General features: G+C 43.1%; 24 protein-coding genes. 23 read left to right on the top strand and 1 reads right to left on the bottom strand.

Going from position 1 to position 25356, the window contains the following annotated elements; all coding sequences use genetic code 11:
• The first annotated feature begins 30 nt into the window (after positions 1–30).
• The 22 genes from ACTRDR_RS07330 to ACTRDR_RS07435 all read left to right on the top strand — a co-directional run bounded on the left by ACTRDR_RS07330 (position 31) and on the right by ACTRDR_RS07435 (position 23708).
• Complete coding sequence (locus ACTRDR_RS07330; RefSeq protein WP_440526691.1) at positions 31–903, top strand: 3-hydroxyacyl-CoA dehydrogenase family protein; 873 nt, start codon at positions 31–33, stop codon at positions 901–903.
• A gap of 95 nt (positions 904–998) precedes the next feature.
• Positions 999–2165, top strand: a complete 1167-nt coding sequence (locus tag ACTRDR_RS07335) for an acyl-CoA dehydrogenase (RefSeq protein ID WP_154496784.1) — start codon at positions 999–1001, stop codon at positions 2163–2165.
• Between the two features lie 42 nt (positions 2166–2207).
• Entirely contained in the window at positions 2208–2993 is a 786-nt protein-coding gene (locus ACTRDR_RS07340; RefSeq protein ID WP_440526692.1) for an electron transfer flavoprotein subunit beta/FixA family protein, read from the top strand.
• Positions 2994–3008: 15 nt separating this feature from the next.
• Positions 3009–4070 (top strand): electron transfer flavoprotein subunit alpha/FixB family protein, encoded by a 1062-nt coding sequence (locus ACTRDR_RS07345; protein ID WP_118693249.1) that lies wholly within the window; start codon positions 3009–3011, stop codon positions 4068–4070.
• Positions 4071–4244: 174 nt separating this feature from the next.
• Entirely contained in the window at positions 4245–4736 is a 492-nt protein-coding gene (gene ybaK / locus ACTRDR_RS07350; RefSeq protein ID WP_176864183.1) for a Cys-tRNA(Pro) deacylase, read from the top strand.
• A gap of 44 nt (positions 4737–4780) precedes the next feature.
• Entirely contained in the window at positions 4781–5875 is a 1095-nt protein-coding gene (gene mtnA / locus ACTRDR_RS07355; protein WP_440526693.1) for an S-methyl-5-thioribose-1-phosphate isomerase, read from the top strand.
• Between the two features lie 10 nt (positions 5876–5885).
• Positions 5886–6545 carry a YkgJ family cysteine cluster protein gene (locus ACTRDR_RS07360; protein ID WP_440526694.1) on the top strand — a complete coding sequence of 220 codons (660 nt, stop codon included), beginning with the start codon at positions 5886–5888 and terminating at the stop codon, positions 6543–6545.
• Entirely contained in the window at positions 6529–8289 is a 1761-nt protein-coding gene (locus ACTRDR_RS07365) for a methyl-accepting chemotaxis protein (protein ID WP_440526695.1), read from the top strand. Before ACTRDR_RS07360 ends, ACTRDR_RS07365 begins: the two co-directional genes overlap by 17 nt.
• Positions 8276–9766, top strand: coding sequence for an AAA family ATPase (locus ACTRDR_RS07370; RefSeq protein ID WP_440526696.1), 1491 nt, complete (start codon positions 8276–8278; stop codon positions 9764–9766). The genes ACTRDR_RS07365 and ACTRDR_RS07370 overlap by 14 nt, the downstream gene beginning before the upstream one ends.
• Before the next feature lie 106 nt (positions 9767–9872).
• Positions 9873–10448: a cysteine hydrolase family protein gene (locus ACTRDR_RS07375; protein WP_440526697.1), complete on the top strand. Its 576-nt coding sequence runs from the start codon at positions 9873–9875 to the stop codon at positions 10446–10448.
• Positions 10449–10501: 53 nt separating this feature from the next.
• Positions 10502–11716, top strand: a complete 1215-nt coding sequence (gene pncB, locus ACTRDR_RS07380) for a nicotinate phosphoribosyltransferase (protein WP_440526698.1) — start codon at positions 10502–10504, stop codon at positions 11714–11716.
• A gap of 122 nt (positions 11717–11838) precedes the next feature.
• Positions 11839–12366: a DNA-deoxyinosine glycosylase gene (locus ACTRDR_RS07385; RefSeq protein ID WP_440526699.1), complete on the top strand. Its 528-nt coding sequence runs from the start codon at positions 11839–11841 to the stop codon at positions 12364–12366.
• A 137-nt stretch (positions 12367–12503) separates the two neighbouring features.
• Entirely contained in the window at positions 12504–12665 is a 162-nt protein-coding gene (locus tag ACTRDR_RS07390) for a hypothetical protein (RefSeq protein WP_440526700.1), read from the top strand.
• A 71-nt stretch (positions 12666–12736) separates the two neighbouring features.
• The gene (locus ACTRDR_RS07395; RefSeq protein ID WP_440526701.1) at positions 12737–13828 is read left to right on the top strand and encodes a hypothetical protein; all 1092 of its coding nucleotides are present in this window, start codon (positions 12737–12739) and stop codon (positions 13826–13828) included.
• Positions 13794–15707: a site-specific DNA-methyltransferase gene (locus ACTRDR_RS07400; protein WP_440526702.1), complete on the top strand. Its 1914-nt coding sequence runs from the start codon at positions 13794–13796 to the stop codon at positions 15705–15707. The genes ACTRDR_RS07395 and ACTRDR_RS07400 overlap by 35 nt, the downstream gene beginning before the upstream one ends.
• A 13-nt stretch (positions 15708–15720) precedes the next feature.
• Positions 15721–18771 (top strand): type III restriction-modification system endonuclease, encoded by a 3051-nt coding sequence (locus tag ACTRDR_RS07405; RefSeq protein WP_440526703.1) that lies wholly within the window; start codon positions 15721–15723, stop codon positions 18769–18771.
• Between the two features lie 64 nt (positions 18772–18835).
• Positions 18836–18931 carry a hypothetical protein gene (locus ACTRDR_RS07410; protein WP_440526704.1) on the top strand — a complete coding sequence of 32 codons (96 nt, stop codon included), beginning with the start codon at positions 18836–18838 and terminating at the stop codon, positions 18929–18931.
• A gap of 186 nt (positions 18932–19117) precedes the next feature.
• A complete protein-coding gene (locus ACTRDR_RS07415; RefSeq protein ID WP_440526705.1) occupies positions 19118–20152 on the top strand; it encodes an ATP-binding protein in 1035 nt (344 codons plus the stop codon).
• Position 20153: 1 nt separating this feature from the next.
• The gene (locus ACTRDR_RS07420; RefSeq protein ID WP_440526706.1) at positions 20154–22406 is read left to right on the top strand and encodes a S8 family peptidase; all 2253 of its coding nucleotides are present in this window, start codon (positions 20154–20156) and stop codon (positions 22404–22406) included.
• A gap of 331 nt (positions 22407–22737) precedes the next feature.
• Complete coding sequence (locus ACTRDR_RS07425; RefSeq protein ID WP_440526707.1) at positions 22738–22926, top strand: hypothetical protein; 189 nt, start codon at positions 22738–22740, stop codon at positions 22924–22926.
• Between the two features lie 142 nt (positions 22927–23068).
• Positions 23069–23434: a type II toxin-antitoxin system RelE/ParE family toxin gene (locus tag ACTRDR_RS07430; RefSeq protein WP_440526708.1), complete on the top strand. Its 366-nt coding sequence runs from the start codon at positions 23069–23071 to the stop codon at positions 23432–23434.
• Positions 23421–23708, top strand: coding sequence for a helix-turn-helix domain-containing protein (locus ACTRDR_RS07435; RefSeq protein WP_022263216.1), 288 nt, complete (start codon positions 23421–23423; stop codon positions 23706–23708). The genes ACTRDR_RS07430 and ACTRDR_RS07435 overlap by 14 nt, the downstream gene beginning before the upstream one ends.
• A 324-nt stretch (positions 23709–24032) precedes the next feature.
• On the opposite strand, the gene ACTRDR_RS07440 is transcribed toward ACTRDR_RS07435, so the two are convergent.
• A complete protein-coding gene (locus tag ACTRDR_RS07440) occupies positions 24033–24791 on the bottom strand; it encodes a helix-turn-helix domain-containing protein (protein ID WP_440526709.1) in 759 nt (252 codons plus the stop codon).
• 151 nt (positions 24792–24942) lie between these two features.
• Here ACTRDR_RS07440 and ACTRDR_RS07445 point away from each other — a divergent pair, with 151 nt between their 5' ends.
• A complete protein-coding gene (locus ACTRDR_RS07445; protein ID WP_440526710.1) occupies positions 24943–25296 on the top strand; it encodes a hypothetical protein in 354 nt (117 codons plus the stop codon).
• Positions 25297–25356: the final 60 nt, after the last annotated feature.

Consider the following 25356-nt stretch of genomic DNA (forward strand, 5'->3'; position numbering starts at 1 on the left):
TAGAATGTATAGAAAACAGGAGGATTTACCATGAAAGTAGGTATTATCGGTGCAGGTACCATGGGACAGGGCATTGCAAAGGCATTTGCCCAGGTAGACGGATTTGAAGTAGCTCTCTGCGATATCAAGCAGGAATGGGCTGAAGGCGGCAAAGCAAAGATCGTTAAAGGCTATGCAAGACTGGTAGAAAAAGGAAAAATGACTCAGGAAGCAGTTGACGCTATCGTAGCTAAGATCACTCCGGGTCTGAAGGAAGACCTGTGTGCAGACTGCGATCTGATCGTAGAAGCTGCATTCGAGAATATGGAAGTTAAGAAGACCACCTTCGGTGAGCTGGACAAGATCTGCAAGCCTGAGTGTGTATTCGCTTCCAACACATCCAGCCTTTCCATTACCGAGATCGGCAATGGACTGACCCGTCCTATGATCGGTATGCACTTCTTCAATCCCGCAGACCGCATGAAGCTGGTAGAGGTAATTGCAGGTGTGAATACTCCCGCAGAGACCGTGGATACCATCAAGAAGATCGCTGAAGAGATCGGCAAGACTCCCGTACAGGTGAACGAGGCAGCAGGTTTTGTGGTTAACCGTATCCTGATCCCTATGATCAACGAAGCAGCTTTCATCAAGATGGAAGGTGTATCCGATATCGCAGGTATTGATGCTGCTATGAAGCTGGGTGCTAATCATCCCATGGGACCCCTGGAGCTGGGTGATTTCGTAGGTCTGGATATCTGCCTTGCTATCATGGATGTTCTCTACAAAGAGACCGGTGACAGCAAGTATCGTGCATGTCCTCTGATCCGTAAGATGGTACGTGGCGGTAACCTTGGTGTGAAGACCGGCAAGGGCTTCTATGTATACAATGCAGACCGCACCAAGACTCCTGTGGATGCACAGTAAAGTATAAACAATTCGTAGGCATCAAAGTCGGGGTTTTTAACCCCGACATCATGATAATTACAACCAAGTATAAATAACAATGGAGGATTAACATCATGGATTTTACATTATCCAAAGAGCATGAGATGGCGAGACAGCTGTTCAAAGAGTTCGCCGAGAACGAAGTAAAACCTCTTGCACAGGAAGTTGACGAGACCGAAACCTTCCCCAGAGAGACCGTTGAGAAGATGGCTAAGTACGGCTTCATGGGAATTCCCGTTCCCAAGGAGTATGGTGGACAGGGCTGTGATACTCTGACCTACGCTATGTGTGTAGAGGAGCTTTCCAAGGTTTGCGCAACGACTGGCGTTATCGTTTCCGCACATACCTCTCTGTGTATCGATCCTATCATGACCTTCGGTACCGAAGAGCAGAAGCAGAAATACGTTCCTGATCTGGCAAGCGGCCGCAAGATCGGTGCTTTCGGTCTGACCGAGCCCGGTGCAGGTACCGATGCCCAGGGTCAGCAGACCAAGGCTGTATTAGATGGCGATGAGTGGGTCATCAATGGTTCCAAGTGCTTCATCACCAATGGTAAAGAAGCAGATGTATATATCGTGATCGCAGTTACCGGTATCGTAGAGAAGAGAGGCAGAAAGATGAAGGAGATCTCTTCCTTTATCGTTGAGAAGGGAACTCCCGGATTTACCTTCGGTACCAAGGAAAAGAAGATGGGTATCAAGGGTTCTTCCACTTACGAGCTGATCTTCACCGACTGCCGTATCCCTAAGGAGAACATGCTGGGCAAGCAGGGCGCAGGCTTCAAGATCGCAATGCACACTCTGGATGGCGGACGTATCGGTATTGCTTCCCAGGCTCTGGGTATTGCAGAGGGCGCTCTGGAGAGAACCGTTGCTTACACCAAGGAGAGAAAGCAGTTTGGAAAGTCTATTTCCGGATTCCAGAATACACAGTTCCAGCTGGCTGATATGGCTACCAAGGTTGAGGCTGCCAAGATGCTGGTATACAAGGCTGCACGCAAGAAAGATGAGTACAAGACCAATCCTAAGATCTCTTACTCCGTAGAAGCTGCTATGGCTAAGCTGTATGCTGCCGAGGTTGCTATGGAAGTTACTACCAAGGCTGTCCAGCTCCACGGTGGTTATGGTTATATCAGAGAGTACGAAGTAGAGCGTATGATGCGTGACGCTAAGATCACCGAGATCTACGAGGGTACTTCTGAAGTTCAGAGAATGGTTATCTCTGCAGATCTGTTGAAGTAAGCGTTGTTGAATGAATAATTAGAAAAGTAAGGAGAAAATACAATGAAGATTGTTGTTTGTATTAAGCAGGTGCCCGATACCAAGGGCGGTGTTAAATTCAATCCTGACGGAACTCTTGACAGAGGCGCAATGCTTGCTATCATGAATCCCGATGATAAGGCTGGTCTGGAAGCTGCACTGAAGCTGAAGGATGAGTTCGGCGCAGAAGTTACCGTACTGACCATGGGTCTTCCCAAGGCAGCAGATGCTCTTCGTGAGGCACTGGCTATGGGCGCTGACAATGCAATCCTGGTTACCGACAGAGTACTGGGCGGTGCTGATACCTGGGCTACTTCCACTACCATCGCAGGTGCACTGAGAAATATCGATTATGATCTGATCATTACCGGACGTCAGGCAATCGACGGCGATACTGCACAGGTTGGTCCTCAGATCGCTGAACATCTTGGACTTCCCGTAATCTCTTATGCACAGGACATCAAGGTAGACGGAGACAAGGTGATCGTTCAGAGACAGTATGATGACAGATATCATGTAGTAGAAGCTAAGATGCCCTGCCTGATCACTGCATTATCCGAGCTGAATAAGCCCCGTTACATGACTCCCGGCGGAATCTTCGATGCATGCAAGGCAGAGATTACTACCTGGGGCAGAGCTGATCTGAAAGATGTTGATGACAGCAACCTTGGTCTGAAGGGATCTCCTACCAAGATCGCAAAGGCATCCGATAAGGTTCGTAAGGGCGCAGGCGAGAAGATCGTTCCCGATTCCCCTGAAGACGGAGCAGCTTACATTGTTGCTAAATTCAAAGAAAAGCACATCATCTAATATAGGAGGCAAACCATGGTAACCAATAATATTGAAGAATACAAGGGTGTATATGTGTTCGCCCAGCAGGTAGACAATGAGATCAGTGGTATCGCATTAGAACTGCTCGGCAAAGGTAAAGAGCTGGCTGCAAAGCTGGAGACCGAGGTAACCGCGGTTCTGATCGGTTATAACGTAAAAGGACTGGCTGATAAGCTGGCTGAGTATGGTGCAGATAAGGTGATCCTCGTAGATGATCCCGAACTGGAGACTTACAGAACCGAGCCTTATGCACATGCACTGGCATCTGTTATTGAGAAGTATAAGCCTGAGATCGTTCTGGTAGGTGCAACCGCTATCGGACGTGACCTGGGACCTACCGTTTCCGCAAGAGTTCAGACCGGTCTGACTGCAGACTGTACTGTACTGGAAATCGGTGATTTCCCTCTCGTTGCTATCCCCGGACAGGAGCAGAAGCACAACCAGCTGCTGATGACCCGTCCTGCATTCGGTGGTAACACCATTGCTACCATCGCATGTCCTGACAACAGACCGCAGATGGCAACTGTTCGTCCCGGCGTTATGCAGAAGATCGCTCCTATCGCAGGTGCAAAGGCTGTGATCGAGGAGTACAATCCCGGATTTACTCCGAACAACAAATATGTAACCATCAAGGAAGTTGTTAAGGCAGTATCCGATACTGTTGATATCATGGATGCCAAGATCTTGGTATCCGGCGGCCGTGGAGTTGGCAGTGCAGAGAACTTCAAGATCCTGGAGGATCTGGCAGAGGTTCTGGGCGGTACCGTATCCTGCTCCCGTGCAGTTGTAGATAACGGCTGGAAGCCCAAGGATCTGCAGGTTGGACAGACCGGTAAGACCGTTCGTCCCCAGATCTACTTCGCAATCGGTATCTCCGGTGCTATTCAGCACGTAGCAGGTATGGAAGAATCTGATCTTATTGTTGCCATCAACAAAGATGAGACTGCTCCTATCTTCGATGTAGCTGACTACGGTATTGTAGGAGACCTGAACAAGATCGTTCCCGCTCTGACTGAGCAGCTGAAGGCTGCAAAGGCTGAGAAGGCAGCGAACTAATTCCGAAGAATAATATATCAAAACTCCGCCTTGTCCCTCGGCTTGCCCGGGAGCCGGGCGGAGTTTTTTGCGAAAAAGTAATAAAAGATTCTTATCTTGCACGCTTGCGCACGTAAGAATTGCATAGTAAAATAAAATGATACCAGGGTTAACAAGAATGAGAGATGAAAAATTATGGCAAAACAAAAAGAAGTAAAAACCAACGCCATGCGTATTCTGGAATCTCTGAAGATTCCTTATACCCATCACACCTATGAGTGCGAGGAATTCGTGGACGGGCTTCAGATAGCAGACAAGCTGTCCCTGCCCTATGAGCAGGTCTACAAGACGCTGGTCACCGTGGGCAGCAGTAAGAACTATTTTGTATTCGTCATCCCCATCGCGGAGGAACTGGATATGAAAAAAGCAGCGAAATCCGTCGGAGAAAAAAGCGTGGAGATGATCCATGTAAAAGACATCAATGCCATCACCGGCTACATCCGCGGTGGCTGCACAGCCATCGGCATGAAAAAACAGTATGTGACCAGAATTGATGAAAGTGCGAAGACGCAGGAACAAATCTATGTCAGCGGCGGCAGGATCGGGTCTCAGATCCAATTGAAGCCGGACGACCTTGCGAAAGCAGCGAAAGCGGAGTTCGCAGATATTATCAGACACGACAATTAATGCATGAAATGTATCAAAAGAATGCTGAAGATAAAGGAGTACGCATGGAAAACCAGAAAACAATCCTCGATTACGATACCGTAGCACTGGACGAAGCACAGGATGCGGTGATCATCATAGATCAGACCCTGCTTCCGGGCAAGATTGAACTGATCGCATTACATACCGCACAGGAGATGTGGGATGCCATCTATCTGCTGAAGGTCCGGGGAGCACCTGCCATCGGCGTAGCGGCGGCATTGGGCATCTACCTGCTGGCAAACCGCATCGAGACGGAAGACTTCGAGGAGTTTTATCAGAAATTTACAGAATATAAGGAATATCTGGATTCTTCCAGACCCACCGCAGTTAATCTGTCCTGGGCGCTGAAGCGCATGGATGCCGTAGCTGTAAAGGCTGGCAGAGATGAGCACAAGACAGTAGCAAAAGTGAAGGAAATCCTGCATAACGAGGCACTGCAGATTCGGGCGGAAGATGTGGAAGTATGTCGAAAAATCGGAGAATTCGGACTGGAGCTGGTAAAACCGGGAGATGGTATTCTGACCCACTGTAATGCAGGACAACTTGCAACGGTAAAATACGGTACCGCTACGGCACCGATTTATCTCGGGCAGGAGAAGGGCTATCACTTCCATGTATTTGCGGATGAGACCAGACCCCTTTTACAGGGAGCCAGACTGACAGCATTTGAATTGCATTCCGCAGGTGTGGATGTGACACTGATCTGTGACAATATGTCCGCTTCTGTCATGTCCAAGGGCTGGGTACAGGCAGTATTCGTAGGTTGTGACAGAGTGGCAGCTAACGGAGATACTGCGAACAAGATCGGTACCAGCGTGGTGGCAGCAGTGGCAAAACAGTACAATGTGCCGGTATACATCTGTGCACCTACTTCCACTATTGATATGGCGACTGCCACCGGTGCAGATATCTGCATCGAACAGCGTAAGGCGGAAGAGGTTACTGAGATGTGGTATAAGGAACGCATGGCTCCGGAGGGTGTAAAGGTCTACAATCCGGCATTCGATGTGACGGATCATGAACTGATTGCCGGTATTGTAACGGAGTACGGTGTAGCGAGAGCACCTTACACGGAGAGCCTGAAGGAGATTATGGATCGCAAGGCACAGAGAGGCTGATGGTGAAGATATGAGGCAGAATATAAGTCTTGCGGAGATCTCCGACGGTCATTTATACAAAGCGAATGATATGGTAAAGGCAGACTGCGGTGGCTGTGAAGGCTGTTCGCAGTGCTGTCGCGGCATGGGAAGTTCCATCATTTTAGATCCCTATGATGTCTATCGGCTGACTACGGGAATTGGAAAAAGTATGCAGGAGCTATTAGCGACGTCGGTGGAGCTCAACGTGGTGGACGGTGTGATCTTACCGAATCTGAAAATGCAGGGAACCAGGGAAGCCTGTGCATATCTGGATGTGGAGGGACGATGCAGCATTCACCCGTACCGCCCCGGAATCTGTCGCTTATTTCCTTTAGGAAGACATTATGAGAACGGGGGACTGTTTTATTTCCTTCAGACCGGAGAATGTGCGAAGGAGAACCGCAGTAAGGTGAAGGTCAGCAAGTGGATCGATACACCGGAATTGAAGAGAAATGAGCAATTCAAGCTGCAATGGCATGATCTGTTATCTGCCATGACAGATAGAGTTGCAGGAGAAGACGAAGGGAAACAGCGGGAGGAAAATCTGCTGCTGTTGCGTCTGTTTTACTTATTGCCGTATGAGGGGACAACAGATTTTTATTCACAGTTTACGGAAAGGATGGAACATTGGAATGAACAAATCGGATAAGTTAAATAAGCTTCCTATCGAAAAACGGTTACTGAGTGTATTTCGCAGAATCGCTTTATTATTAAGTGCGACAGGTGTTATTGCCTGTGTTGCCATGGGAATCGTCAGTTACCAGTATTCTTATGCGCTGCGCCATTACGGTTTCGCACAGGGTGACATCGGTAAGGCGATGATCGTCATCGCAGAGATGCGGAGCGAGACCCGTGCTGCTATCGGCTATGATGACGATACCCTGGTCGCCACAGCAAAAAATGCCCATGACTTGACAGCGGAACAGCTGGATACCTATATCAGTGCCCTGGAAGATGATATGATCACGGATGAGGGAAGAGCCACTTACCAACAGATCAAGGACGGCGTAGCTTCTTACCTGCAGATCGAGGCACAGATACTGGAACTGGGTACATCTTCCGATCCCGCTAAGCGGCTGCAGGCACAGCAGATGGCAGGCGACCAGATGGATCCCGTGTTCCAGCAGGTATATGCAGATATGACGAGCCTGTTGGACAGCAGTGTAACGAACGGAAATGCCATGGAAGCCAAGCTGAATGTCTTCCGTGTGGTTATTTTTATCGTAATCCTTCTGATCATCGGAGTAGGCTTTGCAGGATCTGAAAAGACGGGAAAAAGAATTGCCAGAGGAATCGCCGGACCGCTGAAAGCACTGGCAGACAGACTGGATGGCTTCGCAGCAGGTGATCTGACATCTGATTTCCCCGAAGTGAAGACAGAGGATGAAATGGCAGTGATGAACCGTGCGGCTACAGCAATGGCGACCAACCTCCGAATGATCATCGAGGATATCAACCAGGCATTAAATGCTATGGCAAACGGCGACTGGACAGTGAAGTTCCGTTATCCCGATCTCTATGTGGGCGATCTGGATGAACTGAAAGAAGCGCTGAGAGATATTAAGTATAAGATGAATGAAGCGCTGTACAATGTTAATGAAGTATCCGGACAGGTATCCATGGGTGCCGGAAGTCTGGCAGATGCAGCACAGTCTCTGGCTGAGGGTGCAACCGAACAGGCAGGCGCTGTAGAGCAGCTGCAGGCGACGATTAGCAATATTGCTTCTATGGTAGACAATACTGCAGAGCATACGAAGAATTCCAGCAGACAGGCACAGGAATACTCCGCTAAGGCGGATGAAGGCCGTACCGAGATGAATCATCTGATGGAAATTATGGGCCGGATCAACGAGACTTCCGAGAAGATCAGCAACATCATCGGCGAGATCGAAGATATTGCCAGCCAGACCAATCTGCTGTCCCTGAATGCTTCGATCGAAGCAGCCAGAGCCGGAGAAGCAGGCAGAGGCTTTGCTGTTGTGGCAGACCAGATCGGTAAGCTGGCAGAGCAGAGTGCCCAGTCCGCAGTCAATACCAGAAATCTGATCGGCGGTACGCTGGAGGAGATCCATGCCGGCAATGAAGCTGTGGATCATGCATCCCAGACCTTAAGCACTATCGTGGATGGTGTCCGCAAGATCGCACAGGATTCCGAGGAACTGACCCAGATCGCAGCTACCCAGGCGGATGCCATGAATCAGGCGGAGAGCGGTGTGAACCAGATCTCCGAGATCGTACAGTCCAATTCGGCTGCAGCAGAAGAGCTGTCTGCTACCAGTGAGGAACTTTTGGCTCAGTCTGAGAATATGACCAATCTCGTAAAACAGTTCAAACTGATCGATGAAGAGAAGATTCAGGCGAGAAAAAAGGAGGTTAAGCATGCCGGTATTTGATTTCAGCAGTACACCGGAAAATGAAAAGAAACAGGATCCTATATGCACCTATACAACGTTTTCTTCTAATGAGGGATCAGCCTCTGCGGAGAAACCGATTTTGATTCTGGATAACAGCAGTGAAAAATGGAAACATCATGCCGTGGGTGTATTCGGTAATCAGAGCAAACGGACCAATTTTGAATTTAAAGAGGAAGGCAGCAGCTCTTATGCCGATATTTTGCAGATTGATGCCCGTTTTGTCAGTCTGATCCGCTGGCTTGGTGAGAACCACATTAACGTGCGTCTCTCCGGAGAAAACAGAAGTGACGGCTATGCGGTATACAAGATCCGTGAGACCGCATTCGGCGGCGGTACCAAGCTGTCGGCGGAGGATGGATTCTTACAATTCATGATGGAGAGGCTGTTTTTAAGCAGTGCTCCCGCGGAAGAAGAACAGGGCGAGGACGAAGGGGAAGACGGCGATGATATGAAGCTTACCAGTCTTCAGAGTATCTCCGATTTCATGACCTGTGCCGGAAAGACCATGCCGGAAAATATCCGCCTGTGGGCGAGAAGAAACCTGGCAGTGGCAAGATCCCACGAGGTATCTCCCGAGGAGAGAAGGCATGCCCAGAGAGCGTTGTCCATCATGATGAACATTCAGTGGAAGGGCAATTATTTTGAGGCTATTGATCCCGTGGAAGCCAGACGGATCCTGGATGAGGAATTGTACGGCATGGAGAGGGTCAAACAGCGTATCATGGAGACCATTATCCAGATCAACCGTACCCACACTTTACCGGCCTATGGTCTGCTTCTGGTGGGACCGGCGGGAACCGGTAAATCCCAGATTGCTTATGCGGTGGCAAGGATTTTAAAGCTTCCCTGGACTACACTGGATATGAGTTCCATCAACGATCCGGAGCAGCTGACCGGAAGCTCCAGAATCTACGCCAATGCCAAACCAGGTATCATCATGGAAGCTTTTTCCATGGCTGGCGAATCCAATCTGGTATTTATCATCAACGAGCTGGACAAAGCAGCCAGCGGCAAAGGTAACGGCAATCCGGCGGATGTACTGCTTACCTTGCTGGATAATCTGGGATTCACGGACAACTATATGGAATGTACTGTGCCCACATTCGGTGTTTATCCGATTGCCACGGCTAACGATAAGGATCAGATCAGTGCCCCGTTAATGTCACGTTTTGCAGTGATCGATATTCCGGATTATACCCCGGAGGAGAAGAAGATCATTTTCTCCAGATTCGCATTGCCAAAGGTACTGAAACGCATCGGACTGCAGGCAAACGAGTGCACTATCACTGAAGAGGGACTGGAGGCCGTGGTGGAGATCTATTCCAACACCAGCGGTATCCGTGACCTCGAGCAGGCGGCGGAGCATCTGGCAGCCAACGCGCTGTATCAGATTGAAGTGGACGGACTAACAGAAGTCGTATTTGACGCGGAAAAAGTGAAGAAATTATTTCTGTAAGTAAGAGAAGCAGGTAGTCGCAGGACGCGGTTGCCTGCTTTTTGTGCAAAGTCGAGGGCTTTTGCCCCAGACATCATTATATAAAAGCGGCTAGAGGAGAGGGAACATGACAAAGAAAGTATTAGTGATCACGGATGCACAGAACGAATTCATCACAGGAGCACTGGGCAACAAGGAGTGCGAGGCAGCAGTAAAAAATATCGTTGCCGCAGCCGAAAGAGGGGAATACTATAAAGTGATCATCACCAAGGATACCCATACGGCAGATTATCTGGACACCCAGGAAGGAAAAAGACTGCCTGTGCTGCATGGACAGGAGGGCACAGAAGGGTATAAGATTCATTCGGATATTGTAAAGGCGGTACAGGAACATTATGCACCGGAAAATGTGATCACGGTGAAAAAGCCGACCTTTGGCAGTCCGGAATTCGGAAAGCTATTGAAAACCATCTGGGCAGAGGTGACGGCTGCAGGAGAGGCAGCAGAGGGTGAATATCCCATGGAAGTGGATTTTACCGGGTTCTGCACCGGAATCTGTGTGTTAAGCAATGTGGTAATGGCAAAGGCATTTGTACCGGAAGCAAGAGTGTGTGTTATCGAGAACGCCTGTGCCTGTGTGACCCCGCAGACCCACCGGACTGCTATTGCTGCCATGGGACCGATCCAGGTGGATGTCATTTAGAGAACATATCCTATTTACACAGCTGTGAAGCTAAGAGAGAAAGAGGAAAAATCATGATATTACCACAGATCATCAACAGTTTACTGGAAAACGATATGTATAAGTTCTCCATGGGACAGTGCATTTACCACCAGTTCAGCGCTTATAAGACTACCTGGACATTTAAATGTAGGAATACAGATGTATTTTTTACAACGGAGATGGTGGAAGAGATCAAGGCGCAGATCCGGGCGTATTGTGACTTACGTTTTACGGAGGAAGAATTGAATTATCTGGAAAATGTAAAATGGATCAAAGGTTCCTATGTGGATTTCCTGCGCCTGTGGCAGCCCAGATATGAAGATTTCGAGATCGGAACAGATGCAGCCTGCGGTCTGACCATCGAGACGAAAGGCTCCTGGTTAAACACTTCCATGTATGAGATACCGACGCTGGCTATCGTTAACGAAGTATTTTTCCGAATGAATTATGATTATGACAGGCTGTATGCTTCCTTCCGGGAGCGGCTGGTGGATAAGATTCAGAAACTTGTAGATGGGACCTATTGTCTTGGTAATTTCAGTGAATTTGGTCTGCGGCGCCGCCTGTCCGCGGAAGCACAGGAACTGGCGGTGCAGAAGCTGGTGGCACACAATAAGGACTATAAAGACTCTGCCTGCATCGGTACTTCCAATGTCTATCTGGCAAAAAAATGGAATGTGACACCGGTGGGAACCATGGCGCATGAATGGATCATGTGTACCGGGCAGGGCAATCACAAGCACAATCCGGCGTATTCCAACTGGTATGCCCTGGATGCCTGGGTGAAGGAGTATGGTGTATTAAACGGCATCGCCCTGACAGACACCATCACCACAGATTGTTTCCTGAAAGATTTTCAGCTGACCTATTCCACCCTGTTTTCCGGAGTGCGGCATGACAGCGGGGATCCCTTTGCCTGGGGCGAGAAGATGATCGCCCATTATGAGACCCTGGGGATCGATCCAAAGCGCAAGACCCTGTTGTTCAGTGACAGCCTGGATTTTGAACGGGCAGATAGGCTGCGAAAGACTTTCAAGGATCGTGTGACGGTGGCGTTCGGGATCGGCACTTATATCGCCAACGATACCTGTGAGGAGCCTTTAAATATCGTCATGAAGACGACAGCCTGCAACGGCATGGATGTGGCGAAGATTTCCGATACGCCCGGCAAGGAAATGTGCAAGAACGAGGAGTATGTGGATTACCTTACCAGGTGTATCCGGTGGAGACTGGAGCACGACAGATAGGAGCAGAAAGCGGCCCTTATCGCAGAATCAAATTTGAAATTTGATTTGCGATTCCTCCGACGGAAGGAAACGTCTGCGGAATGGAGATTAGGATGAGTCAGAGATGAAAAGAGCGAAAGAATATGGAATATGAACATATTGAGCATACTTTTGCACCGGTGTATGATGCAGATTCCAAGGTGCTGATCCTGGGGACACTGCCCTCGGTGAAATCCAGAGAAAATCATTTTTATTATGGGCATAAACAGAACCGTTTCTGGAAAGTTGTGGCGGATCTGTGCGGGGAACCGGTGCCGGAGACCATTGAAGAGAAAAAGGCGATGCTTCTTGCACATCATATAGCCATCTGGGATGTCATTCAGAGCTGTGACATTAAGGGCTCCAGCGACAGCAGTATCCGGAATGTGGAACCGACGGATATCCGACACATGCTTGCGGAATCGAAGATCACGGGAATCTATGCCAATGGGAATAAGGCGGGAGAACTGTACCGGAAGTACCAGCTGCCGCTTACAGGGAAGGAAGCCACGGTGCTGCCCTCCACCAGTCCTGCGAATGCGGCATGGTCCCTGCAAAAATTATGTGAAGCCTGGCAGAATACCATTGACATAACTAACAAAATTACATATGATAATATAAATGATACATGAAGTACCAAAAACATACGGGTAAAAGGGGATTATAACATAGAACAGGCCGCACGTCTTTTATGGATGTGCGGTCTGTGTTATAATAGGGAAATAGAGGATGTAAGACTTGTTCAGAGATATTTCACCTATGTCTGTCTGTGGATCAGTTTCAGCAGGGAAGCGACCAGACCATGGTGGACAAGACCATGGAATGCTATATGGGCGAGATTGAGAGGAATCTGGACTACAAGAGATGGGCATGCGGTGGATTTGAGGGAGTTCATGGAGATGAAGGAATGGTAAGAGGTGTTTTTTGTTGAAATTTGTGAAACAAAATGAGAAAATGATTTGAAGAGAAACAACTGAGAACTAAAATGGAGAGAGCAAAAGAATGCAGATTACTTTGTTTGATCATATTGCCGGAGCGTATTACGGTGATCTGAGAATGGATGATAGTATAGTAGAACAAATAGTGGAGCATACGGAGGAAACCTGGCAACCGGACCGGAGGGATGAGGAAAGAGGCAGCAATACCAGGCAGGGAAAAGTTGCAGAAGAGATTGTGGAACAGTTTTTTTTACAATTCCTTGAAGATAAAATAGCTATGAAATCCTATGATGACATCAGAAATGATGATTTTGAAAAGCATGCTCCGTTTGATTTCTTGATTTGGAAAAAAGGAACCGTAGATATTAAGCCTATTGTTGCATCCATACAAAGAGATATTAACAATACACCGAATAAATTTGTGCATTTGAGCGAACACACAAGACGACTGTGCAAGGATGCAAATGTAAAGATAGCAGAGGTGAAATCTACCCAGATAAGGGAGGATTTGAAGAGAAATTCAGGGTTTAGCGGTAATTATGAAGATGGCAAAGAAGTTCGAAAACTTATAAATGAGATAAAAAGCAAGGATGATATTTTCTGCTATCCATATTTTACAAGAAGTGTTTCTTCTAGAGATTATTCTATGGAAGATTACTGTCAGCTCGCAAAACAGCAGGAGAATTCTTTGAATCCTTTTACAGGGGAAAAATTAAGAAAAATGGTATTGGAGCTGGAGGTGATTCATCAGTGTTGTGATGTTTTTATACGCGTATATTTGGATCTGATGGCAAAAAGAGGATTTATCATAGGATGGCTTGGGAAAGAGCACCTGTTAGACTATGAGGTACGATTAAAAAGGATGCCGAAGCGTGGCAAATCTGAAAACGCCTTATACTTTACCAAAAAGTTATCGGAAGTAGAGGGAATAGACACTCTACCGGAACTTTTTGAAGATGGTTTGGAAGTGTATGCGAGTCCATATACAACAACAAATTTTTATCATTGCAAAACAGACTGTAAATATATTCGGAATGTGAAGTGGGAAGAACTTAAAGTATTTACATCGGAGGAACAGGCAAGACAAAATGGACGCTACACAAAAAGATGCCTGAACTGTTTTGATAACAGAGGAGATTATGATGGAGAAAGCTAGGATGAAATCCATAGACGGATTCAAGACAAATATTCAGAAAATAGAAGAATTGTTTCCTTCCTGTGTGAAAGAAGGAAGGAATGAATCAGGTGAAATAATCCGTGGGATAGATATGGAGGCTTTGTCACTACTTTTGGGAGATCATGTGCTTGGTGATGAAAAATATGAATTTACCTGGGTTGGAAAAAAAGAAGCTGTAATAGAGGCAAATACTCCTATCAGCAAAACACTGCGCCCTATCGTGGCAGATTCTTCTGAGTGGGATACCACACAGAATCTGTATATCGAAGGGGAGAATCTGGAGGTTCTTAAGGTACTGCAGGCAAGCTATTTAAATGCAGTAAAAGTAATCTATATTGATCCGCCTTATAATACCGGTAATGACTTCATTTATTTGGACAAATTCGATACAGATGCGGATGAGTATGAAAAAGAACTTGGGGCAGTAGATGATAGCGGAAACAGAATGTTTAGGAATTTGGATACTGGTGGAAGATTTCATTCGCTTTGGTGCAGTATGATTTATGAAAGATTACTGTTGGCTAGAAATTTGCTTATTTCAGATGGAGTTATTTTTATCAGTATTGATGATAATGAACAGGAAAATATGAAAAAGATATGTGATGAAATTTTTGGAGAACGAAATTTTATCAATTGTTTTATTTGGAATTGCTCTACTGCGGGCGGAATCCGACCCAAATTTGCCAGCAAGACTCATGAATATATTTATTGCTATGCAAAGGACAAGACGCAGGTTTCCACCTTCTATGCACCGTTATCCGGTGATGCAATCAAAACGTATCAGCAAAAGGACGAAAAGGGGCAGATATACAGAGACAAGGATTTTGTTTTCAAAAATAAGTCTTCAAATGAAAACCAAAAATATGAGATAGAATGTCCGGATGGTGAGAAGGTGCATCCAAAGGATGGTTACATTTACAGATATGTCAGGGAAAGATTTGAACAGGCATTGCAGGAGGGAATGGTTACATTTAAGAGAACTACTACGGGACCATTGTTGGACAGTAGTGGTAATCAGGCGCATTGGAACATTTATATCAAAAAATATCTTGGAAATGCTATGGGGGCACCGTCTACCTTGATTCCAAAGGAGCAGATGAGTATCTATAATGTGGGAACACAGTGTGTTCAGGATTTATTTGATGGGGTCAGAGTTTTTGAAAACGTAAAGCCAGTAAATGTGATTCAGTACTTTATCAACATGATTGCGCAGGATGGAGATACGGTTATGGACTTTTTCTCAGGTTCAGCAACAACAGCACAGGCTGTAATGCAGACTGAGATTGATAAGAATATTCATCTCAAATATATTTTGGTGCAGGTTCCTGACAAATGTGAGGAAACAAGTGAAGCATTTAAGGCAGGATATACCACTATATGCGAAATCGGAAAGGAAAGAATACGAAGAGCTTCTGAAAAAATAAAGGGGGATCATCCGGAGATACAGTATGACTTTGGGTTCCGCGTATTTGCACTGGATGATTCTAATATGAAGGATGTATATTACAGTCCTGTGGAATATTCGCAGGATCTGCTTGCTATGTTGGAAGAAAATGTAAAATCTGACAGAAATGATTTGGATCTTTTGTTTGGATGTCTGCTTGACTGGGGGCAGCCACTCTCATTGCCGTACAGTACGGAGTGCATAGATGGATACGCGGTGCATGATTATAATCATGGAGAATTGATGGCATGTTTTCAGAAGGATATTTCTGAGTCGGTGATCCGGGAAATTGCCCAAAAGAGACCCAAACGAGTGGTGCTCAGAGACAGCAGTTTTGCCGGAAGCCCAGCTAAAATAAATGTTGGTGAAATCTTCAAGTTATTATCACCGAATACAGAGATAAAAGTAATCTAGAGAGGAGAAGCTGATGAAGCTACAATTTAAACATCAGAAGTTCCAAGTGGATGCCGCAAAAGCTGTAGTAGATGTTTTTGCAGGACAGCCATACTTAACTTCTTCTTATAAGATGGATAGAGGTGTTGGGGATTACCAGATATCGATGATGAGTAATGGTGACTTTACAGGCTGGGGAAACCAGCCTGTAATACCGGAACTGGATGATCAGATGATTTTGGATCATATACGGACAATTCAAAGAGACAATCAGATTGCTCCTTCCGAAAAACTGGAAGGCAAATACAATCTGACCATCGAGATGGAGACCGGTGTCGGTAAGACCTACACATATATCAAAACGATGTATGAACTGAATAAGCACTATGGCTGGAGTAAATTTATTATTGTTGTTCCCAGTATTGCGATTCGGGAAGGAGTATATAAAACATTTCAGGTAACGCAGGAGCATTTCGCAGAGGAATATGGCAGAAAAATTAATTATTTTATTTATAATTCTTCCAAACTTACCGAAATTGACAGATTTGCATCGGACAACTCCATAAATGTTATGATTATCAATTCTCAGGCGTTCAATGCTAAAGGCAGGGATGCCAGAAGAATTCATATGAAGCTGGATGAATTCAGATCCAGAAGACCAATTGATATTATTGCAGCAACCCATCCGATTGTGGTTATTGATGAACCACAATCCGTAGAGGGAAAACAGACGAAAAAGAACTTGAAAGAGTTTCACCCACTGATGATGCTTCGCTATTCTGCTACGCATAAAAAGGATAGTATTTATAACATGGTCTACCGATTGGATGCGATGGAAGCGTACAATAAAAAGTTGGTGAAGAAAATTGCAGTAAAGGGAATTCAGGAGACAGGTACGAACGCAACAGACAGTTATGTTTACCTGGAGGGAATCAACCTGTCTGATACTGATCCTACTGCGACTATACAATTTCATGTAAAAGGAACCGCTGGCCTTAAAACAGTTTCTAAACGTGCCGGAATCGGTTTGAATTTGTACACTGCATCCGGTGAACTGGAGGAATATCATAACAATTTTATTGTAAAAAATATTGACGGAAGAGACGACTCCATTGAATTCCTTAATGGAATCAAACTATATGCCGGAGATGTAATTGGCAGAGTCAGTGAGGAACAGTTCAGGAGGATTCAGATTCGGGAAACTATTCTTTCACATATTGAAAGAGAACGACAGCTATTTTATAAAGGAATCAAAGTACTATCGCTCTTTTTTATTGATGAGGTAGATCATTACAGAAAATATGATGAGGCAGGTAGACCACAAAACGGTATCTTTGCGGATATGTTTGAGCAAGAGTATGTGGACGTTGTTAAAAATCTTCAACTGCGAGAAGGAGAAAGGGAATATGGGAGATATCTGCAGAGTATCCACGCAGAGAAAACCCATGCTGGCTATTTTTCTGTTGACAGAAAAGGACATATGGTCAACAGTAAGTTGGGACGTGTTGACGCAATATCGGATGATGCGGATGCATATGATCTGATTATGAAAAATAAGGAGCTTTTGTTGGAACGGGATCCTGGAAAATCTCCGGTGAGATTTATTTTTTCTCATTCTGCTTTGAAAGAGGGATGGGACAATCCGAATGTATTTCAGATATGCACATTAAAGCAGAGCAGCAGTGACATCCGCAAGAGACAGGAAGTAGGTCGAGGCATGCGCCTCTGCGTCAATGAAGATGGCGAACGAATGGACGAAAATGCACTGAGAGCAGATGTGCATAATGTTAATGTTCTGACAATTATTGCAAGTGAGAGTTACGATCAGTTTGCCAAGGGATTGCAGACCGAAATTGCCGAAGCTGTAAGCGACAGACCCAGACAGGTCACAGTAGATTTATTTGAAAATGCGCTAGTGCATGATAAAGACGGAAATGAGGAAATTGTAGATGCCTCGATGGCAAGAAGAATTATTTATTATATGACTAGATTAGGGTATCTGGATGAAAATGACCATTTGACAGAGATATTTTATAGAGATAAGGAGGATGGTAAGGTCAGTTTTGGAATAGCATTAGATTCATATCGAAGGGACTTTCTGAATATTTTAAATTGTATTTATGATGCGACCCGGATGCGACCCGAAAATGCCAGAAGATATGATGTTGAACTTCGATTGGATGCAGAGAAACTTGCCATGTTGGAATTTAAAAATTTGTGGGAACAGATTAATATCCGGACGGCCTATGCAGTGGATTTTGATACTGAGGAACTGGTACGGAAAGCAATTGCCGCGCTAAATTTGAAACTACATGTTCCAAAAATCTTCTTCAGACTGGAGTATGGAGTAATGACAGAGATTCGGTCAAAGGAAGAACTGATTGAGGGAACCGCATTTAAAAAGAAGGAGTCGGAAAGCTATGACGAACATCCGATGCCCGTCAATACCAGTGTAAAGTATGACCTCATTGGTAAGCTAGTTGATGAAACAGAACTTACCAGAAAAACGATCATTCATATTCTGACAGGAATGAAGGAAACCGTATTTAAACAGTTTCAAGATAATCCGGAGGAATTTATTATTCAGGCAGCGGAAATTATTAATGATGAAAAGGCAGCCGTGATTATAGAGCATATCACATATCATATTTTAGATGACAAGTATGACACAGAGATTTTGGAAAATGCGGTAATAAAAGGAAAACTTGATGTTAATGCAATGAAGACAGAAAAGCATGTATACGATCATGTGGTATATGATTCTGAAAATGAACGAAGATTTGTCGAGGAATTGGAAGCATCACAGGAAGTTGCGGTATATGTAAAACTTCCGAGAAGGTTTTACATTTCAACGCCTGTTGGAAATTATACACCGGACTGGGCAATTGCATTTAAGAAAGGAACCGTAAAACACATTTATTTTGTCGCTGAGACAAAAGGTTCCGCAGACACCGGAGGACTTCGCGGAATCGAGCAGGCGAAGATTAACTGTGCAAAGGAGCATTTTAAAGCCATCAGTGGTGAGAATGTAACATACGATGTGGTGGATAATTATCAGAAATTACTGGAGATGGCCCGGGGATGAAGAGGAAGGGAAGGGAATACATTGATTCAATTAGGTAAAATAAAAGAAATCACAGATCTGAGAAGTGAATTTGGATGACCGGAATGACTGGTCACAACAGTTTGAGTATATTATGGATGCCTGCATGAAAATGAAGGAGGCGTTTAAAAAATATTTATAATATTTTTAGATAACAGATAAGGATCGTGCAGAATGCATGATCCTTTCTGCGCTTTATTATAATAATTTAGAGAAGCTTCTAGATGAAATAAAATCCAAATATTTGTCCCAAATACATTGACATTGTCCCACTGATTGATATAATAATATTGAAGTATATGAGCATCCGATTGAGAGGAATAAAACAATGAAAAAGCAAAGTATTATGAACTTGGTTAGATATCATGTTGAAAAGAATGAGGAGGCTTTTATATCTGAAGTTGCAGAGATAGCAAAAGAGTTTGATCAGAGCGGGGATTCTGCAATGGCAAACTATCTCATGGAGTTAGTGTCCAACGCAAATTATTATGTGCCGCAGAGTTCATACAAGAATCTACACTATTTAACAAAAGTCGATTATACAAATACATCTTTATTGTTACCGGAGATTATCGAAGAAGATATCTTGGGAATAACCAGAGCAATTAGTCAAAAAGCAGATTTAACTAAATTCTTGTTTTTTGGAGCCCCGGGAACAGGTAAGACGGAATCCGCATATCAAATAGCACGTATTTTAGGAAGAGATCTTTTGAGAGTCGACTTTGAACAGCTCATAGATAGCCGGCTTGGAGAAACAGCTAAAAATGTAGCAAATTTGTTTGATGAGATTAATCATCTTGCATTTGGAAAAATAATCATATTGATGGATGAGATTGATGCATTGGTGCTAGATCGGGTTAATGCCAATGACTTGAGGGAGATGGGAAGAGTTACTTCTGCCTTTATAAAGGAATTGGATAGATTAAATGAAAATGCCGTTATAATTGCTACTACTAATTTATTTAGCAACTTTGATAAGGCAATTGTCCGGAGATTTGATGCCACAGTATCTTTCGATAGATATTCAAAGGAAGACCTGATTGAAATAGCTGATGCAATTCTCTCTTCGACACTAAAAAAGAATGCTAACTCAAAACAGGATATGCGTCTCTTTAATAAAATTCTTAAGAACATGGAAAGTATACCTTTTCCAGGGGACTTAAAACAGATTATTAAAACTTCGGTAGCTTTTTCGAGTGAAGCAAATGAGTATGATTATTTGAGAAAGATATATTTTGCACTAAATGATAATAAGAAAATTGACATACAAAGACTTAACGATGAAGGGTATACAACAAGAGAAATAGAGATATTATCACGTATTCCAAAGAGCAGCGTATCACGGAAACTGAAGGAGAGTTAAAATGAATCCGTTACTTCAAGTAAAGCTTAGATTCACGGGAGAAAAGAATAATCAGAAGCCTGGAGCGAGAAACTTGCGTGCTAAAGCAGAAACTTCAACTGAAAAAATAGACGAACTTATTGATAGTTTACGGGCGGTTCTCAGATATTATAAAGATAATCCACGTATTACTAATGATGTGATGATTGACGTTTGGTATAACGACATTATTGCAAAGTCCAATCGCGTAAGGGAATTATTAAAACCAAATAAGCATTCTACAAATGACACCGTGGTAGGGGCCAGGTTTTCGGATGCACCTGAGGGAGAAGAAAACCATATTATTACGCACTATGTTGATGAAAAAACAATCCATAAAACTATAGAAGAGTTACAGATAGCCAAGGAATTTCTACTTAAAAGATTAGGTGGGAAAGCTACGCCTATGAACTTTACGGAACCTAACAGTAATATTGATTATGAAGGATTTTCGATTGGAAAAGGAAAACTTCGAGATCTGATTATAGATTGTTCTGTTGTAGAAAAGTTCGATGTTCCTCGTGTTACATCAATTCCTAATAGAGATAAATTTTTGATTACTTTTTACAAGTCTGAGTTGTCTTTATCACTTTTGCTTGAAAAACTGAGAGTAGATGATACTCAATTGCCATATACGGCATACGGAGACGATACTATTTCAGTCACAAGAGATTTGTTTGAAATCATAAACGACAAGATTCCATATATGATTTCCATGATTTCAACGGATATATCTTCAATTACATTAGAGGATATATCACCGAAAAGCAGGGAGGAGCATGATATTCCTGATCCGCAAAATGAGCCGGTGATTGGCGTTATAGATACATTTTTTGATGAAAGTGTGTATTTTAGTAAGTGGGTAGACAACAAAGATTACATAAGTGATTTAGAGAAATATCAGAATGATTTAAATTTAAGAGACCACGGAACGGAAGTCACTTCGATTATTGTTGATGGCCCCAGGATGAATCCGTGGCTTGATGATGGGTGCGGCAGATTTAGAGTTCGTCATTTTGGCGTATGCTCTAGCAGGATATCCACAATTCGACTTGTTAAAAAAATCAAGGATATCGTGAATGAAAATCCAGACATTCATGTTTGGAATCTATCATTAGGAACAGATGATGAGGTTTCAAAGAATTTTGTATCATTTGATGCTGCAGCTTTAGATGAAATACAGGCAAAAAAGAATGTTATTTTTGTGATTGCTGGAACAAATGATAACCGTGAAATACGGGAAGGACTTTTAAAAGTTGGAGCACCTGCGGATTCACTTAACTCTCTTGTAGTAAATTCTGTTAGGAGAGATGGGCAACCGGCAGGATACTCTAGAAAGGGAAATATTCTTTCTTTTTATAATAAGCCTGATGTCTCTTATTATGGCGGAGATTACGACGACAGAATTACTACATATACATCTTATGGCACAGAAGAAGTATACGGTACATCTTTTGCTGCGCCTTGGGTCAGCAGAAAAATGTGCTATTTGATAGATGTGATGGGTATGCCAAAGGAGGTTGCCAAGGCATTAATAATTGATTCTGCGGCTGCGTGGGATTATAAGGCTAAGTCGGAAAATAACAAGTCCATTATGGGATATGGAGTAGTACCGATTGATATCAGAAAGATAGTAGAAACTGAGAGCGACGAAATTCGATTCGTTGTTTATGGAACATCGGATTCTTACCGCACAGCTAACTATGCGATTCCGGTTCCGAAAGATGATGATAATAAGTACCCTTATATTGCAAGGGCAACACTATGTTATTTTCCGGAATGTTCTAGAACTCAGGGAGTGGATTATACAGATAGAGAGTTGTCTTTGAAGTTTGGCAGAATCATTGATGATAAAGGAAAAATCAGTGATATCAATGATAATGTACAGGATGATGCTGACAGTAGGATGGACGAGAGGCAGTCAAGAAAAGAATTTCGTAAATGGGACAATACAAAGTTCATATCTCGAATAGTTAAGAACAATAATAAACCAGTGAAATCATATGATGACCGTTTGTGGGGACTTTCTGTAACATCTAAGGAAAGACTTAGTACACAAATGAGGTCTCCGTTAAATTTCGGCATTGTTGTTACTTTAAAAGAAGTAAACGGTATTAACAGAATAGAGGATTTTGTTAAAGCTTGTATCCTGCGTGGTTGGATTGTTAATAGGATAGATGTTCAAAACCAGTTGGATATATATGCGTCTAGTCAGGAAGAGATACATTTTGAGTAGAATAGTAAACTGTAAATTATTTCTGATGTTATCCAATGGTGTGGAAGCTAAGGTTGGTATCTTGGGTAGTAAGTATGTATTTTTTCATAAGTGGAAGAAGCTATCCGAATAGAGGTGAAAAAGTAGATGTATTGTGTTTTTAAAGTGATTCCGTCAGGTTTCTTTAATAATTTAGCCAGTGGCAGTAATCAGAGAATTTATGCGGATTGTATCCAACTGATTTACAAAGAATATGAAAGAGACATATATTAAATGTGATGAAGCCGTGGCGAGAGCTGCGGCTTAAATTTTATGGAACCGCATAAAAGAGAATATTATGGAGGAACAGACGATGGAAGAGAATAGAATCACTGCAATCATCAAAGAAAAGACAGATGTAGTAAGAACTGCTTTTACAATGGCTGTGGACAATGATTTGCTTCGGAAAAATCCGTTTGATTTTGAACGTGCAAAGGTGTTGATAAATGACGCTGTAAAGCGTGACGCATTGACGGCAAAGCACCGGTTTGCGTATCTCTGAATTTAAGCCATTCCTTGGCTAGAAAAGTGCTCTACTACACACTTACTACACGTTTTTTAGAGAAATAGATCGGTATGATTATGTTAAATGTATAATTGACATTATGGCATATATACCATATAATATTCACAAAGGAGATTATATGACAGAATTTAAACTGATAGCATATGAAAATGATAACGGCGAAGTTCCAGTAGAGGAATTTCTTGATTCTGTTAATCCTACGATGCGAGCTAAAATATTTGGCTTGCTGGGTATATTACAAGAAAAGGGAAATATGCTTAGAGAACCTTACAGTAAACATCTGGATGATGGAATATTTGAATTGCGTTGTAAATTTGGAAGTGATATTACCAGAGTCTTATATTTTTTCTATTATGAGGGAAAAATAATACTGACGAATGGCTTTGTTAAAAAGACACAGAAAACTCCTAAAGAGGAGATTCAGATTGCAAAGGATAGAAGAAAAGATTTCATAGAAAGGGCGATGAAGGATGAGAACATTTGATGACATGCTTTCTAAGCAGCTAAAAGATGATGAGTTCAGAAAAGAATATGAAGCTATTCAGCCTGAGATGGATGTCATAAGAGCTATCGTGGATGCTCGTACTTCTCAGAATATGACACAGAAGGAGCTTGCAGAACGTACTGGTATTAATCAGGCAGATATCAGCAAGCTTGAGAATGGAACACGAAATCCTTCTGTTAATTTGCTTAAGAGATTAGCGGATGGTATGGGAATGGCGCTTAAGATTGAGTTTGTACCTAAACAGAAAGCGTGATTTTATGACCTCATTGGATACTTTTCATCTGCCACGGAACTCCAGTTTTACTATAATGCAGGGTTTGGCAAAGTGGGTCAGAGTACAGCATATTATGGCGGGAAAACGCATAAATACCACGGTTTAGGCTACTAAGGGTTGAACTGAAGAGTGAATAAAGGCAAATAAACAGCCACTTTTCGTTAGTAGTAATCTACTACGAAGGGTGGTTTTTTTTATGGGCTTTAGCCTGTTGAGTGCATCGGAGTTCTTTTATCTCCAAGATGAGAAAAGTTTTGGCGATAGTAACGTTTAATCATCGATATTCTTATTTTATTCTTTACTTTACCAACTAATCTTGCGGTGCAGTTTACGATATTGTCCAGGGGTTATACCAGTGTATCGCTTAAAAATAGAAATAAAATAACTTTGAGATGAAAAATTCAAGTAAGTACTGATTTCGCCCAGACTGTAGTCAGAATGTGCCAGCAAATTCTTTGCCTTTTCGATAAGAACTTTATGGATAAAAACAGTAAGCGGCTGTCCGGTTTCTTTATGGAACAGGGCAGACAGATATTTAGGTGTTAAATTAACTAAAGATGCCAGTTGATTTAAGGTTAAAGTTTTATTTTTTACATGATAGATATAATCAATGACGCGAGAAATAGCTGGTGAATAGTAGTTTTTTTGCGCCTTTTTTGCCTCAGCAACACGAAGTGTAAATTCAATAGCCATCTGTTCATTTAATTTCATTAAAGCGTCAACATCGGTACATTGTTCCATTTTTCGTATATATACATCACTTAAGGAAAAAGCAGTTTCCTCATTAAGTCCTCCTTCGATGGCATATCTGGTAACTAAAGTTGTATTAGCAATACTTGCATAAAAAAGTAATTTTAATTTGGAATTGGAAGAGGTCATCTTTCCGTAAACAGTTGTTGGGAGTGAATAATAGGTATTCTCCAATGCATGAATATCTCCGTTTGAAACACATTCGAGAATTGCCTTTTCCTGTGCATAAGATGTATGTATCCGTTCATTTTCTGCATTTTCCAACATTTCATGTGTGAGTGAAAAATTGATGTCTGACTTCATTTTATACATAGGTAATTCCTCCTGTCAAAAACACGATAAATTGACATAAAACACGATAAATCAATATAATTATATGGCGGAAATAGATAAAATGCAATTAAGAGATTAAAAGAGAGGAGATAGATGCTATGAAACGAAAAGAAGTAATTTTTTACTGGCAATGTTGTTAGTTGGAACTTCTGTCGGTGGTTTTGCATATCCAAGTAATTGTTATGCAGCAACAGAAAGTTCTTCGGAACAAAGTATTTATTCACTGGCCAACCATTATTTTAAAATCAAGTCTATCAGTAATGGGAAATACTTGCTTGGAAATAAAGCTGGATATGAAGCTGGATATGAAGCGCAGGCAGATACAGCCGATAGTGGAATGACATTCTACTTTAAAGCATCTGACTTGGGAGAATATATTCTTTTTGACCAGGATAGCAAGTATCTCACATATAACACTTTTAATGCAATTGTTCGAAATACGACATTGTCAGATAGGACACGATTTAAAGTAGAGCAGAGATGAATCACAATGGATAACAACTTCGACAGAATATTGGCATTAGATATGGACTTTGAAAGAGGG

Origin of the sequence: Simiaoa sp., assembly GCF_051972595.1 — a bacterium.
In the GTDB taxonomy this organism is placed as follows: domain Bacteria; phylum Bacillota; class Clostridia; order Lachnospirales; family Lachnospiraceae; genus Acetatifactor; species Acetatifactor hominis.